Source organism: Thiomicrorhabdus aquaedulcis (assembly GCF_004001325.1).
Lineage (GTDB): Bacteria > Pseudomonadota > Gammaproteobacteria > Thiomicrospirales > Thiomicrospiraceae > Thiomicrorhabdus > Thiomicrorhabdus aquaedulcis.
Window position 1 is genome coordinate 1,381,233 of record NZ_AP018722.1, and the last position, 18,666, is coordinate 1,399,898.

Consider the following 18,666-nt stretch of genomic DNA (forward strand, 5'->3'; position numbering starts at 1 on the left):
ATAAAGGCGCAGGCGAAAACGCATATTCTTACAGATTTACGTTAATTTTGTCGGGATTTGTTTGGCATTACGTGCAAATTTTGATAAATATTTTTGTACCAAAATCAGCGTAAATACGCTAACAGATCAGTAATGCTCGAGTAATAGTTTAAAGTGATATCGTCATAATGAATGTTGATTAGGTTTTGGACGTTTTTACGCTATCATTTCTTTTATTTTTTAGCGATTATTGAGAATGTGCATGTTTTTATTTTTGGCTTTTTTAAAGTCTTTTTATTTTAGTGTTTTACCCGTTAACGTAACGACAAAAATGAGCAACAACTCATGAAAAGTGCCTGGATAATCCCGACAATTTTTTTAACATTGGGACTCTTTGGATTGCCGGTACAGGCGCATGAAAAAATACACCCCAAATCCTCATCGCCTTTTTGGCCCGATTTTTTAAACGCTAAAACCGACACTGTTAAAGAACAGTCTTCCAATCAACAACCGGCTAATAATGAGTCTTTAGAACCAATATCTAATTTAGACACAACAGAACAACTTAAATCTGACACACCAAGTTGGGTTAAAGAAGTCGACGTTAACGGCGCGCTGTTTTACCGAAATTTAGAAGATGAAACCATCTTTAACGATTCAGCTCTTGGCTTAATCGAGGCCGATTACGCAGGCGATACCTATGAAGTTCAAGCAGGCCTGGTCTACGAAAACAGTTTGGAGTCTTCTTTAAAAATTAACTCACTGTCGTTTAAAAGCTACCACGATAATGCCGTGCGCAATCAACACTATGATTTTCAGCTTGGAAAATTTGTAACTAAAGTAGGCGTGCTGGATTACCTGAGTTTGTTAAACACCTACAACATTCCACGCGTGCAATATTACGATGAAACCAACCCCAATTTACGTTTTGTGCCGGCTTGGATGGGCAAGCTAGACATTTACCCCGACACCGACTCAACCGTAAGCCTGCATTTGCAACCCTTTGACCCCGAATACGTTGCTTTATGGGGACGAGGACAGCAATTTGGCTTAAACGCCGTAGTGCCTTATTTGCTGACCAATACTGGCAATGAAGACTTAGATTTAATTGGTAACGCCATTTTAGTGCCCGTATACGAAAACGGCGCCAAAACCGCTTTAAACCGCTACATCGACTCCAAAGTGCAAGAGATTGACTCGGACATGTACAACAGCACCATGGGCGTTAGTTATTTAATCAACCAGCAACATAATACCTACGGTGTATCGTTTGTAAATGGTGTGTCTAAAGCGCCTTTGATTAAGATTGATCCCAATTTAATCGCCGCAGTAGGTTTATTGGTGGGCGAAGACAAACAAGCGTATTTAGACGATTTTGTATTGCAAGCTGACAACGCGCCTATTAAATCAATTGATTATTTTCGCTACAATCAAGCCGGGTTGTTTTATGAAACCACTCTGGCTCAACTTGGGTTAAGAGCAGAAATTACCCATCAAGACAAGTTTCCGTTGTTAAACGAATTGTCTAATTTAACGACATTGGGTGTTGGCATAGATCATAAAGGCATGGTTTACAACAACCTAGAGTTGCAATATTTTAATTTTAACGAACGCAATTTGGCCGCTTATTACGCTGTGTGGGCATTAAAGCTTGACCCGTTCAATCTTGGCGGGAGTTGGAAGCTACACCTTAAAAACACCCTAGCATACGGAAAATTTGATAACACCGACATCGCAACCACATTGCCCAGCGTAACGTTTAGTTACGATACGTTGGACATTGCACTTGAGTATTTAGCGCATTCGCGTCAAGAGTTTACCCCCGACACCGCAACGGTTGCTGTGAAATTACGATTTTGAAACACTTTCTTAAACTATTGCTTTTAGGGCTGCTGGTAGCAATTAACGCCCATTTGGTTACCCAAGTAAGCATTAACGACATCGATGTAGAGGAGTTTTTTCCCGAAAAAACTGCATCCTCAACAAATACTTCAGCGCAAAATAACATTAATGCAACCAATCGATACTTATTTGTGGCCAACGTGCCCAGCACCACATTAAGTGGATTGCAAGAACAAGCCTTAATTAGCGAATACATGGCTGTACCGTTTAAAGAACATACCTATTTAATCTTGTTTAAATACCCGCAACAAGCCCATGTACTGGCGCAACTGCAACTTAATAAATCGGACTATTTGGGCACGCCTATTGTAGGAACCATACTGTCACAAGAGTTTTTAACTGGTTTAAAAACCTATTTGTGGATTTTAATCCCCATTTTACTGCCCATTATTGTGTTGCTCACCTCGTTTAGATACTTGTTAAATTTAAGTAACGAAGTATTAGTGTTTTCACTGCTTATATTAAGTTGCATTGTGCTGTTTAAAATGCACCTTAATGCCGCTTATCTATTGTCTTTGCTGTTTATTTACATCTATGCGTTTACCTTAATAAACCAAGTGTATTACAACAAGATTGCTACTCCAACACTGCTGTTTAGTTTACTGGCCTCGTTGCTCACAACTTGGTTAAGCGCGCTGTTGTTATCGTTTTCAAACTTTGGCATTATTAAAGATTTTGGCTGGTCGCTTATGCTGTGGCTGGGTGTATTATCGGTGTACATATTGTTGCGTGTGATGGGGTTTTCGCGTTCTAGTTTGCAACTTCACTGGCTTAATTTAAAACCCTCATTTTTAAGCTCAAAAATGCTTGGGTTAATCGCCGGTCTGTTTGTTGTTATTTTTGCGTTATGGCTGATAAAACCGATGACGGTTAATTTAAACCCGCTGGCCATGTCCACTTCACAGCAGCATATTAATCAATTTGAGCAACAACACACCTTAACTCAGCCTATTTTAATGTCAGTAACGGCACACCACTGCAGTCTTAAAACCGTACAATGCAATCAAGAACTGGCCACGTGGCTTAAAGAGGTTTATAAAAACCTTAACGTTAACTACGCCCTAATTTTAGACCTTGAACACGCCTACCAAACTTTTGCTGAAGAGCCTTTAAGCCATGCCACGCCGCAAAAATTAGCTCAATTTCAATTAAGCTTAGACCTTTTAGGTGCCGAAAAACTACTGTATAACCAAGACTTTACGCAAGTAAACAGCCTATTTTCGGTGAGTCTATTACAACCCCTAGAACAGTTAATTATTATGACCCAAAAAATTCAAGAAGCCGACCAAGCCAGTGACCAATTTTCGGTACATTTAGTGGGTCACATGAACCAAGTCGCGCAATATCAAGCCACTTTTTTACAAGAGATGGGGTTGGGTGTGTTGTATATTTTTATACTGTTGGCGGGTTTGTTTGCGCTGTTTTACCAAGACCTTAAAGTCACTGTAAGTTTAGTGCCTGCGCTGCTGTCGATGATGGCGCTGTTGAGTTTTCACAGTCTTATGCAAATAGATTTGTCGATTATGACATTGATTGCGCTTATTTTATTTGTGGGAATTATTTCAGACAATATTATTCATATTTTGATTGCTTACAAAACAGTGCAAAACAACTGCTTTAAAACGGTTTTTAGGCCCATCATATTAACCAACTTAATTATGATTGCCAGCTTGCTGCTTATGGCGTTAATTAACCACAGCTTTTTAAAACAATTTGGCCTAGAACTGGCCAGTTTATTAATAGTGCATTTGATATTAATGGTGTATTTATTACCCAGTTTGTTTAAAACCTTTTTAACCAGGCCTGGTCAAACCTAAAATCGTCTTAAATCATTAAGCTTACTTAAATCATTAAGCTTAATAAAGACAACGACTTAATCGGTTTTTATGAAACAAACCATTGTCCACTTTATTTGAAATAGACGCGCTATCAATAGTGTAATGAATCACTCGTTCACTGGCCGGTTCGTGCACATTCCACGCCGTTATGAGCTTTTCACCAAACACCTGAGCTGTGGTCAAAATAGTCACCTTCTTTTGCAAAGTGTTTTGCTGGTAGACCTCAATACTGTCTAAATTAAAGTTTTCAGCCTCAATCCAATACACAGAATAGCCGTTAGCCGACTTAACCGTGACGTTGTAAAAGGGTTTATTTAAGCGCGTAATCTGCGTCAGCGGCTCAAAGTCACCTTTGGGTTTATTTAACTCTTCATAAGAGATACCAATACCAAAAATTTCTTTATTTTTGTCGCTTTCAGGAATAATTCTAGTGCGATTTAGCGCCGGAAAATAAGCATAACGCTGCGTATCTTGCGCCTGTTTTTGAATAAGAACGGCTGTGCATTTAATGTCGTCGGGTGCGGCAAAACGAATTAATACCGCACTTTCGTGCGCGTTGGGATTATGTTTAGCCAGTAAAAAACGCCGCTGCTGAGTTGAGCCATTGGCGTTTTCAATGGTGGATTGCACCGTAAAACTAAGGTTGTTTTGCGAAAAAAACTGCACGCTTTTGTTATAGACCGTTTGTGCGTCCAACTCATTGGCCATCGCTACGCTTGGGCATGCCACCAAGCCCCATGCAATGGTTGCGCCTGCGAAAATCAAACGGGGTTGAACACAACCATTAAACCAAAAACGTGGCCAAAAGCGTGCTGGAGTCATGAATGAATCCTTAATAAAACTAACGTTATACGACAGGTTCTTACGCAAATTCTTCTAAGGAGTCAATGGTTAACTGTCTTAAAACCTGTTGATTCTCCAAAACGGCCAGCGAATACTCATGCATTTGCGAAAGCATTTGGGTCACGTTGCTGTTAATGGTGTCTAAAATAATGTCTTCAGATGCAGGCGAATACCATTCACGGTCAAAAATAATGGCCAGGCCTGTTAAGATTAAATTGGTGATTTGTTTGATCACCCCGTAAATTAAAATGCCAAAATCTAAAATCAACATTTCGGTGTATACAATCAGTTGTTCGGTGTACACAATACGATCGGCCATTTCGCCAATCCGGTCGGCCATTAAACCAATCTGCACCGCCATCCATAAAATACGGTCAGCCATCACCCCAACCTCTTCACCGCGCGACGCAAACAAATAACCGTATTCCATACCTTGCATGGCAAAGTTATACGCATCGTCTTCAATTTTCATGGTGAACTGGTAGGCTAAATTGGCTAAATTTGTAGCAAATCCAACCGCATTCGATTCAGTTTGTGACGTAAATTGATAGGCAAAATCGGCCAGTTGTAATGCAAAATCGTATGCGTCTGAATCCGCTTCACTGGTAACGTCTTTGGTTGTTGCCAAAAATGAAACATTGCTCTGGGTTGCGATCAAATCATCATCAATTGCATCTGTATGTAACAAAGTGTTATTAGCTGTAAACGCCGTTAACGCCTCATCGTTTGGATTGATTGGTGAAGCAAACAAAATACTAAAAATATCAGCCGTACTGCCGTCTGTAAAGGCGTCACTGCTCACGGTTGAGCCATCAATACTTTGATTAGAAAACAGTGTAAATAAGCCCTTTAGAGCCAAACCTACCATGGTTAAAAACAGTGAGTTTTTATTTAAACTCGCAACTAAATCACCTTGATCGGTAGGCATTGCCTTAGTGAGCACCGCTGTATGCGCGCTGGCTAAACTCGCTTCAATTGTTTGGCTCATAAGGTTTTCTATGACCGTTAACCAACCTAATGAGATTTGATTCACTAGGTTGTTTGACGCCATAAATGCAGTGATAAAATTAATATCGCCTGGAGAGCCCGCCGCTTGATTGTTAAGGTCGTTAATTTTAGTCAACGACAACAACGCCACCGAAGCAATACTCACTTTGGCCAAGCTTAAAATAACCGCTTCTTTATTTGTAAAATCTAAATTAGTTAGGCTTTGTTGCGTAATACTGGCCAATAACTTATCAATGGAGAGATAGGTTAAAAATAAATACGCTAAATTATTCAACGTGCCGTTGATTTTTAAATAGTCGTAAGCTGCGTTTACTGCTGAAGCAACCAAATTTAACGTCGTGCTGGTCAGCCCACTTTTGACAACTGCATTAACACCAGAATCAAGCGTTTCTAGCAATCCTTTTTCAGTTGCATTAATCGTACTACGCGCCTGAGCCTCAATTTGTACAGTCGATTTTGTATTTATATTAGATGCGCTAGCTGGGCTTACAAAGGTTCTTGAGGTATTTTTTGCATCAAACAATCGTAATGCCGCCACCAATTTGGTGTGTTGACGTGTGTATTGCTGGTAGGCCAATTGGTGTGCCGCAACCTGTTTTTGCCAAACCAAACCGTTGCCTAGAGGGGTCGGATCGAAATAATGCAACACTGGATTTGCTACATTAGCCGCGCTGTAAATAGGTTGTTCGTCATTAAAAAACCCCCTTAGTGCCGATGCCACGTCTGCGGCCACTGAGTTTTTGGGCGCCAACAAGCCACTTGGTGAAGCGGTCGGTGTGGCAGAAATAAGATTAAATTCACTTGCTAAAGTGGCATTTGAAGCATCTAAGGTTGTTTTTGCGCTGGCGACATCGGCCAGTGACGTGTTTATTGAACTCACTTGCGCTGGCGTGACTTCATCACTACTTGAACCACCACCGCCGCCACAACCGCTTAGCGAAGTGGGAATAAGGCCTGCGGCCGCTAGTTTGGCACTTAGGCTTAGAAAATCTCTTCTATTCATAACTTAATACTCCGCTAATACAGTTCAATACGGTAATTTTACAATAAAATGAAAATACTCATACTGATTTAAGACTTTTATTAAAATTTTATGAAATTTAAACCTCTGTGTACGTCATTACGTTAAGGCTAATCTTTCTATAAAAAACCTTACCGATAAAATCGTGAATTATTTAGCTTGAGCCGATAGAATATGAGTTCTTTTCTAAAATTGATTACGCCATGACCGACTCCGCTGAACTGTTTAAACGCTTGTTTAAAACCGATGAGCTTACAGATACTGAAAAGCAGCAGTGCAAACTGGCGTGCAGTATTGCCATTGAAGCGTTAAATTTACCCAACTTAAGCATTGTGCGCAGTGTGGATGTGGCGTTAATTTTAGCCAATGTTAAAGTGGACATTCCCACCCTAATCGCCACCCTGCTCAGTGATGCTAATGTGGCGCATTTGTACGATGCCGAGTTTATAGACCAACATTTTGATTTGGCCATTAGTCCATTGGTGATGGGTATTAGGCGCTTAAATCAGTTTAAAGAGTTAAACGTCGCTCAACGTTCGGATGTACAGCACGAACGACTTAGGCAAATGCTGTTGGCCATGACCTCGGACATTCGCATCATGCTGGTTAAATTAGCTTATCGCGTTGCACGCTTACGCCATTTAAAGTTTGAAGACGATGCCACGCGCCATCAAGTGGCCGCCGAAACTCAATTGGTTTTTGCGCCCTTGGCCAATCGCTTGGGAATTGCTCAGCTTAAATGGGAGTTAGAAGATTTAGCCTTTCGTTATTTGCACCCTAATGAATACAAACGCATCGCGTTGCTTTTACAAGACAAGCGTGATGAGCGTGAAATTTATATACAGTCCATTATAAGTACACTGCAAGGCTTGCTTAACCAACACGCAATCAGTGCAAAAATTTCTGGTCGTCCAAAGCATATTTACAGCATTTGGAAAAAAATGTCCCATAAACATGTCTCTATTGATGCGCTTTACGATCTTAGAGCGGTGCGTATTTATGTAGACAATATTCCGCTGTGCTACGAAGTACTGGGCTTAATTCACAGCCATTGGAGTTACGTTAAACAAGAGTTTGACGATTACATTGCTTCGCCTAAAGAAAACGGTTATCAGTCGATTCATACGGTCATTATTGGGCCTGAACATAAAACGGTCGAAATTCAAATTCGCACCCACGAGATGCATCGACATGCCGAATACGGTGTGGCCGCACATTGGCGCTATAAAGAAGGCGGTAAAAACTTTGATTCTAATCTTGAGCGCAGCATTAGCAATGTTAGACAACTGCTTGAAAACAATGATGATCCAGAAGTTTTTAAAGAGATTAGCACTGAACTGCAATGCAAGCATATTTATGTTTTTACACCCAAAAATGAAATTATTACCTTACGCCAAGGTGCCACACCACTCGACTTTGCCTACACCATTCACACAGAGTTAGGCCATCGTTGCCGTGGGGTTAAAGTCAACGGTCGCATTCAACCGCTAAGCTATGCTTTACAAACCGGCGATAAGATTGAGGTTTTAACGGTTAAACAAGGTGACCCGATTCGCAATTGGCTTAATCCAAACTTAGGGTATTTAACCAGCAGCAGCGCACGTAACAAAGTGCGTAGTTGGTTTAACAAACAAAACAAATCGCAAAACATTCAAGCCGGCGAAATTATTTTTAAGCGTGAAATTAAGCGTTTAAACGCTTTGCGTGTTAATGTTAAGCTGTTACTACAACGTTTTAAATTAAACGCCGAAGAAGAGCTCTTTGAAGCGATTGGTAAAGGTCAAATTAGCGACCGTCAGCTTTCTAAGGTGATTCAGGAAAATATTCACCCTTTGCACAAGGCAACCGGAGTTAAGTTTACCCCTCGTTTTGATGATTTAACCAAAGAGCCGATAGCTTATGTGGTGGGTGCGGCTAATTTAAGAACGCAATTAGCCCCTTGTTGCCAACCGCAATTGGGTGACGACATCGTAGGCTTTGTAACCCGTGGTCGAGGTGTTACCGTGCATCGCAGTGATTGCGCCAACATGCTTAACTTATCGCACGAAGATTTACAACGCATTATTGAAGTGTCTTGGAGCGCGGAAGAACCTCAACCCGAGTGCTTTACCGCCGAACTGACCATTAGTGCGTTTGACCGTAAAGGTTTACTAAGAGATGTGATGGGCGTGTTAACTGAAATGGACATTAACTTAACCGACTGCATGACCCATACCGACAGCGCGGAGCGTTCGGTACAGATGGTACTGTCCTTAGAAATAGACTCTAATACGCAATTAAGCGATGTTTTAGATCAGGTAGAACGGGTTAAAAATATTGAAGCGGCGTCCATTACTAAAATTTAATGGGCGGCATTTTAAACGCTAGATTTCAGTATTTGGCAGACTGTCTTTTGAACAAAACACCCAAGTTTCTCCGCTTAGGTTAGTTTTGGCATCGACCTTTGCATTTACTGTTGCAATAGGCAACACGTTTAACACGTTCTTAGCTAAACGGTCTAGCAACCAACGCGTGACCGCCTCTTGCTTATTATTGCCGGTAATTAATTTAATTAACATGCGCGTATTGGCAAGACAATGTGCCGACAAAGTAACTCGCTCTAAAGGCGGTTTGGGTGAGTTAAATTCGGTTAATACGCAGGCGGTGTTGTTCTGCAATGTATCGTGCCCCGGAAACAAGCTCGCAGTGTGTCCATCTTCTCCCATGCCAAGCAATACCACATCAAATATTACATTACAAACCCGGGATTCATACGCCAGAGCGGCTAATTGAGCGCCTAATTCGGTGGGTATAAAGTACCTTTGGTTATGCGGTATTTGACTGTGATTTAACCAGGCCTGGTTAAGAGCAAAGCTATTACGTTGTTCGTTGTCAGCCGGCAAGCAACGCTCATCACCCAAATAGATGTACCATTTAGACCAATCCATTTGAGCGGTTTCTGCCTTAAAGCAATGGCCTTGCTCGGCCTCAAGTAATAGGCGATAAATCGCCAAGGGCGTTGTTCCACCAGCCGTCACTAAATGAAACGCTCCACGCGCTGCAATAGCCGCTTGGGCTTGAGTTAAAATGCACTTAATCGCATGCTGTGCGACTTCATTGGCGTCTTCAAACACCTGCCAATTTTTGGGGAGTTTAATTTCAGGCATCATTAATTTCAACAAAATGTCGCCACTCTTGACCGGCGTGTTCAAAGAGTTTATTAGCCCCTTTTGGCCCCCAAGTACCCGAAGAATAGGTTTCAATAAAACTGGTATTAGCCGACCAGGCCTGGATAATTGGATCAACAATATTCCAACAGGCTTTTACTTCGTCAAAGCGTAAAAAAAGCGAATGATCGCCTTTAATAACATCCAATAACAACTCTTCGTACGCGTCGTTACTAAAGCCTTCGGTGTCCATTAAACTGGCGTCCAAACTCACTTGTTGGGTGTCAATTTCTAAACCGGGTTTTTTAACAGTCATCTCAATTTTAATGACCTCATCGGGCTGAATTCTAAAAACAATCCAATTGGGTTCCATTTTTTTAACTTGCGAGGCTTTAAAAAACTGCTGAGGCGGATGCTTAAAGCAAATAGAAATCAGCGTTTGGCTTTGCGGCATGTTTTTGCCGGTTTCTAAATAAAATGGCACACCTTCCCAACGCCAGTTGTCTACATACAGTTTAAGTGCCGCATAAGTTTCGGTGACGCTGTCGTGCGCCACGCCCTCTTCTTCTAAATAACCGTTAACCGATTTGCCGTTGAGCACCCCTTGCGAATACTGCGCGCGAAACGCTTGTGCGTTGACGTTTTTTTGGGTAATGGGTCTAATCGACTTAAGCAGTTTAACCTTTTCATCGCGCAGGCTTTCAGCCTCGATACACGCTGGCGGCTCCATGGCAATCAGCGCCAATAACTGCAACAAATGACTTTGAATCATGTCACGCATCGCACCACTGTGATCGTAATAACCCGCACGCGTGCCCACGGGACGGTCTTCGGAATGGGTAATTTGTATGTGGTCGATGTAATTACGGTTCCACAACGGTTCCATTAAAATATTGGCAAAACGGAACACCATTAAATTCTGCACCATGCCTTTGCCCAAATAATGGTCAATGCGATAGGTCTGTTCTTCGGTTAGGTATTTATTTAACTGATGTTGCAGCGCTTTGGCCGAATCGGAATCGTAGCCAAACGGCTTTTCGAGCACCACGCGTTTCCAGCCTTTGGTTTCGTCAAGCAGTTGCGAGTCACCCAAATTTTTAACCACCGGGCCAAAATCAGATGGACTCATCGACAAATAAAACGCCATATTGCACGACCAGCCTTTATCACAAATAAACTGGCCTAATTTGGGAAAACTGGTGGCGTCATTTACGTCCATGTGAAAATACGCCAAGCGGCTGGCAAATTGATTAAAACGCTCAATGCTCATGCCACCGCGGGCTTTAAAATCCACCGATTCTTTAACCACGCAAATCCACTGTTCGTCCGTCCAGTTTTTGCGGCCAATGGCCACAATATTGACTTCAGGCGCTAAGCGGCCTTCCACTTCTAAATGATAAAACGCCGGCATTAATTTGGTGAGCGACAGGTTGCCAGTGGCGCCAAAAATAACATAAGTACACGGGGATTGATTGGCCATATCGTGCTTTAAACCTCGTAACTACTAGAACTAATATTGCCGCCAGATTTAATCCAGTCGGTGTGAAACCGCTCGCCGCGTGGCGCGTCAATGCGCTCGTAAGTGTGTGCGCCAAAATAGTCGCGTTGCGCTTGCAACATGTTGGCCGACACAGTGGCACTGCGATAGCCATCAAAAAATGCTAAGGCTGAGCTTAATGCCGGGGTAGGAATACTTTGACTGATGCCAAAAATAACCGCTTTGCGCCAATTGGCTTGGCTGGATTTAATAGCGTGTTCAAAAAAACTATCTTGCAGCAAATTCTGCAAATCAGGCTGTTCATCAAAAGCACGTTTAATTTCACTTAAAAAGGTGCTGCGAATAATGCAACCCCCACGCCACATCAGTGCAATGCCGCCGTAGTTTAAATCCCATTTAAACTCTTTTGCAGCCTCTTTCATCAACATATAGCCTTGCGTGTAAGAGATGATTTTAGAGGCGTAAAGCGCATCGTGAATGGCTTGCAATACCGCTTCTTTGTCTTCGGTATTGGCCACAATCGTGCGCGGGTAAATTTCGGCCGCCACACCGCGCTCGTCTTTTAACGACGACAAACAACGCGCGTAAACCGATTCGGTAATCAGCGTTAGAGGCACACCCATGTCAAGCGAGCTGATTCCCGTCCATTTTCCGGTGCCTTTTTGACCTGCAGAATCTAAAATCTTGTCAATCAAAGGTGCGCCGTCGGTGTCGTTAAAGGTCAAAATATCGGCGGTAATTTCAATTAAATAAGAGTCCAGCACGCCGGTGTTCCAACGCGCAAACACGTCATGGCATTCGTCAGCACTTAAACCTAGCCCTTCACGCATGAGTTGATAGGCTTCCGAAATTAATTGCATGTCGCCGTATTCAATGCCGTTGTGCACCATTTTTACATAGTGCCCAGCGCCCTCTTTACCCACCCAGTCACAACAGGCCTGATCGTTTACTTTTGCTGCAATCGCTTGAAAAATGGGCTTTACCGCCGCCCACGCTTCAACATTGCCGCCCGGCATAATAGATGGGCCATTGCGCGCACCTTCTTCACCACCTGATACGCCCGTGCCAATAAACAAAATGCCTTGCTGTTTAAGGGCATTAGTACGGCGTGTTGAGTCGGTGTACAGCGAATTACCGCCGTCAATAATAATGTCGCCTTCGTCAAGCAGTGGCACTAATTGGGTAATAAAGTCATCCACCACCTCACCGGCTTTAACCATTAACATCACTTTGCGCGGTGTTTTTAGCGATTGCACCAACTCGGGCAATGAATACGCACCTTGTATGGTTTTTTGGGCGGCTTGTCCGGCTAAAAAGTCGTTGGTTTTATCGGCGCTGCGATTATAAACAGCCACACTAAAACCATGGTCGGCCATGTTGAGCACTAAGTTTTGCCCCATAACGGCTAAGCCAATTAATCCAATATCTGCTTTATCTGTTTGCGACTTTGTTTGCGACATAACCCACCCACCTGCTTAAGATTTTAAAAAAATTTATTGTAACCAAAAAAAGTCAAATAACACGCGATAAAGGGCAATAACCTTAAAAAAACTAGAATATAGCTGTTATAAGAGACCTTTGCACGAGTGGTTGTACGGCCAAAAATGGTTAAAACTTTCCTGCTTTTCGTTGGAAAACTTGTGAATAGCCAGCTATTCACTGCGTTTCCCGCCTCAATCAGGTAAATTTTTCCTCATTTTTTTCTCGCACCCCACTAGTGCAAGGGTCTCTATAAGAGATAAAAATGAGTCCTAGAAAAGAGAAAACAAAATTGCGGACATAAAAAAACCCACGGTTAAGTGGGTTTTTAAATGTGGCGTCCCGTAGGGGAGTCGAACCCCTGTTACAGCCGTGAAAGGGCCGTGTCCTAGGCCTCTAGACGAACGGGACAAGTTGTTGTTTAACAAAGTTAAACTAATTTTAATCCGTGCTTATATTTATAAACACCGATTAAAGTTTGCTGATGAGTTATTAGCCTAGGTCATCAACACACTTAGTAATATGGAGCGGGAAACGAGGATCGAACTCGCGACCCCAACCTTGGCAAGGTTGTGCTCTACCGCTGAGCTATTCCCGCAAATTTGGCGTCCCGTAGGGGAGTCGAACCCCTGTTACAGCCGTGAAAGGGCCGTGTCCTAGGCCTCTAGACGAACGGGACACACATTTGATTTTTTGTTTAAAATAAACTAAAAATCGATAGATTTTAAAACAGCGTTAACGAAAATTCCGGCCTAGGGAGTTTTTTCTACTGAATTAAATTTGGTATAAAAGTTATCAACTTGGTGGAGCTAAGCGGGATCGAACCGCTGACCTCAACACTGCCAGTGTTGCGCTCTCCCAGCTGAGCTATAGCCCCTCAAGCTGATGTGGCGTATTATAAAGATTTGCGCTTTCTGGTCAAGCGTTAATTTGAAAAAAACACTCTATATTTGCAAATATTTGTTTAATTCAACGTCCGCCCTAAATTAGCGAACGTTGTGTCAATGACTAAGAAAATCGCTAAGTGTTTGTTTTAACGATAAAAGGCCTTTATTGCCAATATTAAAACCCATATTAAAGCCCATAAAAAACCCAACATACGTTGGGTTTTAAAGCTTTGACCAGGCCTGGTCAAATAAGATATTAAAACGTCTTTAACCCGCTTTAAGCGTTTTCTTGACGTTTTTCAATGTAGGCCAATGCCATTTTAATGCGTGTTAGACAACGCGCTTTGCCAATAAGCTCTGCGGTGGCGTCAATGGCGGGCGACTGACCGCCGCCGGTGATGGCTACGCGCAATGGCATACCGACCTTGCCCATACCCACACCAAGCTCTTCGGCAGTGGTGTTAATGGCGTTGTGAATCGACTCAGCATCCCATTCGCTTAGCGCTTCAAATTGGCTGTACACCACTTGTAACGCCTCTGCGGCCACCGGTCTTAAATGCTTTTTAGCGGCATCGGCTTCAAATTCATCAAAGTCACTGTAAAAATAAATTGACCCATTAGCCATTTCAACCAAGGTTTTAGCGCGGTCACGCAATAAGTTAGCCACCGACGATAAGGCTGGGCCTTGCGATAAATCGCATCCCAATTGCGCCACAAAGCTCGACAAATGACGGGCAAGGTGCTCGGCACTGGCGACTTTAATATGCTGTTCATTAATCCAAGTGAGTTTTACGCTGTCAAAAGTGGACGGTGAGCCGTTGACCGACTCCAAATTAAAGTACTCAACCATTTCATCCATGGTAAAAATTTCTTGATCGCCGTGCGACCAGCCTAAACGCACCAAATAGTTTAATAACGCCTCGGGTAAAAAGCCCTGCTCTTTGTATTGCAACACACTCACCGCGCCGTGGCGTTTTGATAGACGCGAACCGTCTTCGCCCAACACCATCGGAATATGGGCAAACTTTGGCACTGGTGCGCCCATAGCGGCGTACAAGTTTATCTGTCGGGGTGTATTGTTTAAGTGATCGTCACCGCGAATGACGTGGGTCATGCCCATGTCCCAGTCGTCCACCACCACCGAAAAATTATAGGTGGGCGTGCCGTCAGAGCGCGCAATCACCAAATCGTCGATTTCTTTATTGGCAATCACCACACGACCTTTTACCAAGTCGTCAATCACCACTTCGCCGTCAATGGGATTTTTAAAGCGAATAACAGGGGCAACGCCCGCAGGTGCTTCGCCGGTAAAGTCGCGGTAACGACCGTCGTAACGTGGTTTATCGCCAGCGGCTTTTTGGGCTTCGCGCATTTGATCCAACTCGTCGGGGGTGGCGTAGCAGTAATAGGCTAAGCCTTTGGCAAAAAGTAAATCAATGACTTCTTTATAGCGTTCAAAACGATGGGTTTGGTAGATTGGACCGTGATCGTAATCAAGCTCGAGCCAGCTCATGCCTTCTAAAATGGCGTTAACCGACTCTTCGGTTGAGCGTTCTAAATCGGTGTCTTCGATTCGTAGGGTGAATTCTCCCCCCAGTTTTTTGGCGTACAACCAAGAATACAAGGCGGTTCTAACACCACCAATGTGTAAATAACCCGTTGGGCTAGGGGCAAAGCGAGTACGAATCACAAGAACTCCATTTAGACCGCTTAAGGGTCTATTGTCAAAAAAAACGTATTATAAACGCTCACTCGCGCGCAAGTGCGGGATAAATATTAAATATAACCGTTTTTATCCAAGTCATTTGTCTATAATTTGCCCAATAGATTGTCGCCACAGCGCGAAGAAATTATGGAAACCACTTTATGAAACACCCTATTCATTACACCCTTTGTCCAATCGACCCAAATGGCCATTTGTTTGCGGTTAGCTTAACCATTAGCCATCCCAGCCAACCGGTGCAAGAAGTGTGTTTGCCCAACTGGATACCCGGCAGTTATTTAATTCGTGATTTCTCTAAACACCTTATTAACTTAACCGCCAGCGATGACCAGTACCACCCTATTGAACTGGTGCCCATAGACAAATCGACTTGGCATTTTAACAGCGATGGCCGTGCCGTCACCTTGCGCTATAACGTGTACGCATGGGATTTATCGGTGCGCGGTGCGCATTTTGACTGCAGCCATGCGTTTTACAATGGCACGTCGGTATTTTTAGCGGCGCAAGGTCAACGCCAAGCCGCGTGCAGTGTCGAACTAGTGCACAGTGAATGGAGCCAAAAGCACCATTGGAAGGTTGCAACGGGTATGCCCGCCGCGCAGGTTGACGCACAGGGTTTTGGCCTGTATGCCGCCCAAGACTACAATGCACTCATTGATTACCCGGTCGAGATGGGCACGTTTGTGGAAGTGGACTTTATAGCCGCCAATGTGCCGCATAAAATAGTGCTTACCGGCGTATTTGAGTGCGATACCGAGCGCCTAAAGGCCGACTTAACCCACATTTGCGCCACCGAAATTGCCTTATTTGGCGCACCGGCTCCCATGGAAAATTATGTGTTTCAGGTGATGGTTACCGGCAGCGACTACGGCGGGTTAGAGCACCGCAACTCAACGGCGTTGCTGTGCAGTCGCGACGAACTGCCTTATGTGGGAATGACCCAAGCCACAGAAGGCTATTTGCGCTTTTTAGAGTTGTGCGCGCACGAATACTTTCACACCTGGAACGTTAAGCGAATTGCCCCGAAAGTCTATTTGCAGTCCGATTTAAAAACCCCCGCTTACACCCAGCAACTGTGGTGGTTTGAAGGCGCTACCTCGTATTACGATGCGCTGCTGTTAAAACGAGCAGGCCTGGTTGATAACCTGGGCTATTTGCAGATATTGGCCAAACAGATGACCTTGGTCTATCGCATGCCGGGGCGTTTTATGCAGTCCACCGCGCATTCGAGCTGGTTTACCTGGACCAAGTTTTACCAACAAGACGAAAACGCGCCCAACGCCATCATAAGTTATTACACCAAAGGCAGTTTGCTGGCATTGGGGTTAGATCTCACCATTCGCATCCAAACCCAAGGAGCCAAATCGCTCGATGATGTACTACTGCATCTTTGGCAACATTACGGTAAAACCGCCATAGGATTAGAAGACGGTGAAATTGAAGCGCTGTGCTCACAGATTAGCGGATTAGACTTAAGCGAATTTTTTACCCTGTACTTACACGGCACGCAAGACTTGCCGTTTAGAGAGTGGTTTGCCGCCGTGGGCATTGACTTTTCTTTGCGCCCGGCCAACGCCTTAACCGACGCGGGCGCGCACAGTGAAGCTTCTGGTTTAAAGGTTAGTCTGGGCGCAAACCTGACCGACAGCGGCTTTAAAACGGTTAAAATCACTCACGTTTGGAACGACCAAGCGGCCTATCACGCCGGTTTATCCGCCGGCGATGAAATTATCGCCATTAACTCGGTCAAAATCACCTCGGTAAGCCAGTTGGAAGGTCTGCTTAAAAAAGCTCAAGTCAATGCCCAATGGACTTGCCACTATTTTAGACGTGATGAACTGCGCACTACGCAAATCACCTTAACCGCTCCGCCGGCCGACCGCGTAGTATTAAAAGTGGTAAACTCCGCTAAAACCGCGTTATGGCTCGGCGCAGATGATATCAGCACCGATAATGACGCGGATAACCAGGTTATGCACGATCAAAATTCAGCGTCATTAGGAGCCGATTAATATGCAGACTTGCACGCCGAGTTGCTCCGAACTGGCACAAAAAATAGCCCAACTTGAAATGACCGTCAGCTTTCAAGACGACGCTTTGGACGCGGTGCAAAGCACCTTAATGACTCAACACAATCAAATACAGGCACTGCAAACACAAATTAAACTGCTGTCGGACTATCTTAAAACCGTACGCGAAGAGAGCATTCGCGCGCCGCAAGATGAGTTACCGCCACCGCATTATTAATGTACTTAAAACAGGCGTTCATACATTGGCAAATGCACAATGACCAGGCCTGGTTAAACACCATTACACGCTAAACACGACACGCTACATAAATTAAAGGTTTTTACATGGCAGAATTAGGAAAACTCAGCACGCTTAGAGTGGTGAAAGACGTTGAATTTGGGGTGTATTTAGATGGCGGTGAACTGGGTGAAATTTTACTGCCCAAACGCTACGTGCCCGCCAACACCACCAAAGGTCGGCCCATTGAAGTGTTTATTCACCTAGATTCGCAAGACCGTTTAGTGGCCACCACCGCCACGCCGCTTGCTTATGTGGGTGATGTGGCCTTTTTAGAAGTCACCGATGTCAATCGTACCGGCGCGTTTATGAATTGGGGCATGCCAAAAGATCTGTTTGTGCCGTTTTCAGAGCAACGCGTTCCTATGGAAGTGGGTCGTTCGTACTGCGTGTATTTGTACATTGATATTACCGGGCGCATCGCCGCGTCCAGCAAACTAAGCCTGTATTTAGACGAAACCAATAAAGAGTTTAAAGCCGGTCAAGCGGTCAGTTTGCAAGTGGCGAGCCGCAGCGATATGGGCTACACCGCCGTTATTAACGGCACGCACTTGGGGTTGATTCACAACAGCGACATTTTGCAGCCCTTACGCATGGGGCAAAAAATGAACGGCTATATTAAAGGCATACGACCCGACCACAAAATAAACTTAACCCTGCAAAAGCAAGGTCAAGCCGCGCGTGACGAAGATTCAGAGCTTATTTTAGCGTTTTTGCAAGCCAACAACGGCCGCTCAACGCTCACCGACAAAAGCACGCCCGAGGCCATTTTTAAGCAATACCGCATGAGCAAAGCCAGTTATAAAAAAGCCTTGGGCAAACTCTATAAAGCGCAAAAAATCAACCTTGGAAAAGACGAGATTACCTTGGTTCAAAGTTAAGCGTTAAAATTTATTTAAGTCTAATTTTATACTGACCAGGCCTGGTGAATCGGTTTTTTAAGGTATTTAAGATTTATTTATCACAGTTTAAGCTGTTATCTATGTTTGACCAGGCCTGGTCAAACGTAATTAAGCTGATTCAAGATTATTCAAT

At 43.8% G+C, this 18,666-nt stretch carries 12 protein-coding genes and 4 tRNA genes; 6 read left to right on the plus strand and 10 right to left on the minus strand.

Annotated elements, in window-relative coordinates; translation table 11 throughout:
• Window positions 1-324: 324 nt before the first annotated feature.
• Window positions 325-1,839 carry a hypothetical protein gene (locus EP181_RS06310; RefSeq protein ID WP_127470897.1) on the plus strand — a complete coding sequence of 505 codons (1,515 nt, stop codon included), beginning with the start codon at window positions 325-327 and terminating at the stop codon, window positions 1,837-1,839.
• On the plus strand, window positions 1,836-3,698 hold the full coding sequence (locus tag EP181_RS06315) for an RND transporter family protein (RefSeq protein ID WP_127470898.1): 1,863 nt from the start codon (window positions 1,836-1,838) through the stop codon (window positions 3,696-3,698). Before EP181_RS06310 ends, EP181_RS06315 begins: the two co-directional genes overlap by 4 nt.
• A 39-nt stretch (window positions 3,699-3,737) precedes the next feature.
• On the opposite strand, the gene EP181_RS06320 is transcribed toward EP181_RS06315, so the two are convergent.
• Together EP181_RS06320 and EP181_RS06325 are read right to left on the minus strand one after the other, a co-directional pair.
• Window positions 3,738-4,541, minus strand: coding sequence for an outer membrane lipoprotein-sorting protein (locus tag EP181_RS06320; RefSeq protein WP_127470899.1), 804 nt, complete (start codon window positions 4,539-4,541; stop codon window positions 3,738-3,740).
• A 40-nt stretch (window positions 4,542-4,581) separates the two neighbouring features.
• On the minus strand, window positions 4,582-6,573 hold the full coding sequence (locus tag EP181_RS06325) for a hypothetical protein (RefSeq protein WP_127470900.1): 1,992 nt from the start codon (window positions 6,571-6,573) through the stop codon (window positions 4,582-4,584).
• A 221-nt stretch (window positions 6,574-6,794) separates the two neighbouring features.
• On the opposite strand from EP181_RS06325, the gene EP181_RS06330 reads away from it, so the two are divergent.
• Window positions 6,795-8,936 (plus strand): RelA/SpoT family protein, encoded by a 2,142-nt coding sequence (locus EP181_RS06330; RefSeq protein WP_127470901.1) that lies wholly within the window; start codon window positions 6,795-6,797, stop codon window positions 8,934-8,936.
• Between the two features lie 18 nt (window positions 8,937-8,954).
• Here EP181_RS06330 and pgl read toward each other — a convergent pair whose 3' ends face one another.
• The 8 genes from pgl to gltX all read right to left on the minus strand — a co-directional run bounded on the left by pgl (window position 8,955) and on the right by gltX (window position 15,291).
• Entirely contained in the window at window positions 8,955-9,782 is an 828-nt protein-coding gene (gene pgl / locus EP181_RS06335) for a 6-phosphogluconolactonase (RefSeq protein ID WP_232023355.1), read from the minus strand.
• A complete protein-coding gene (zwf, locus tag EP181_RS06340) occupies window positions 9,730-11,217 on the minus strand; it encodes a glucose-6-phosphate dehydrogenase (RefSeq protein ID WP_127470902.1) in 1,488 nt (495 codons plus the stop codon). The genes pgl and zwf overlap by 53 nt, the downstream gene beginning before the upstream one ends.
• Window positions 11,218-11,225: 8 nt before the next feature.
• Window positions 11,226-12,695, minus strand: coding sequence for a decarboxylating NADP(+)-dependent phosphogluconate dehydrogenase (gene gnd, locus EP181_RS06345; protein ID WP_127470903.1), 1,470 nt, complete (start codon window positions 12,693-12,695; stop codon window positions 11,226-11,228).
• Between the two features lie 354 nt (window positions 12,696-13,049).
• Window positions 13,050-13,125 (minus strand) — tRNA-Glu (locus tag EP181_RS06350).
• 112 nt (window positions 13,126-13,237) lie between these two features.
• Window positions 13,238-13,312 (minus strand) — tRNA-Gly (locus tag EP181_RS06355).
• Between the two features lie 5 nt (window positions 13,313-13,317).
• Window positions 13,318-13,393 (minus strand) — tRNA-Glu (locus EP181_RS06360).
• Window positions 13,394-13,515: 122 nt separating this feature from the next.
• A tRNA-Ala gene (locus EP181_RS06365) sits at window positions 13,516-13,591 on the minus strand.
• 287 nt (window positions 13,592-13,878) lie between these two features.
• Window positions 13,879-15,291, minus strand: coding sequence for a glutamate--tRNA ligase (gene gltX, locus EP181_RS06370; RefSeq protein ID WP_127470904.1), 1,413 nt, complete (start codon window positions 15,289-15,291; stop codon window positions 13,879-13,881).
• Between the two features lie 176 nt (window positions 15,292-15,467).
• Here gltX and EP181_RS06375 point away from each other — a divergent pair, with 176 nt between their 5' ends.
• The 3 genes from EP181_RS06375 (at window position 15,468) to EP181_RS06385 (ending at window position 18,512) form a co-directional block, all read left to right on the plus strand.
• Window positions 15,468-17,336, plus strand: a complete 1,869-nt coding sequence (locus tag EP181_RS06375) for a M61 family metallopeptidase (RefSeq protein ID WP_127470905.1) — start codon at window positions 15,468-15,470, stop codon at window positions 17,334-17,336.
• A gap of 1 nt (window position 17,337) precedes the next feature.
• Window positions 17,338-17,571, plus strand: a complete 234-nt coding sequence (locus EP181_RS06380) for a SlyX family protein (RefSeq protein WP_127470906.1) — start codon at window positions 17,338-17,340, stop codon at window positions 17,569-17,571.
• Window positions 17,572-17,678: 107 nt separating this feature from the next.
• A complete protein-coding gene (locus tag EP181_RS06385) occupies window positions 17,679-18,512 on the plus strand; it encodes a CvfB family protein (protein ID WP_127470907.1) in 834 nt (277 codons plus the stop codon).
• Window positions 18,513-18,666: the final 154 nt, after the last annotated feature.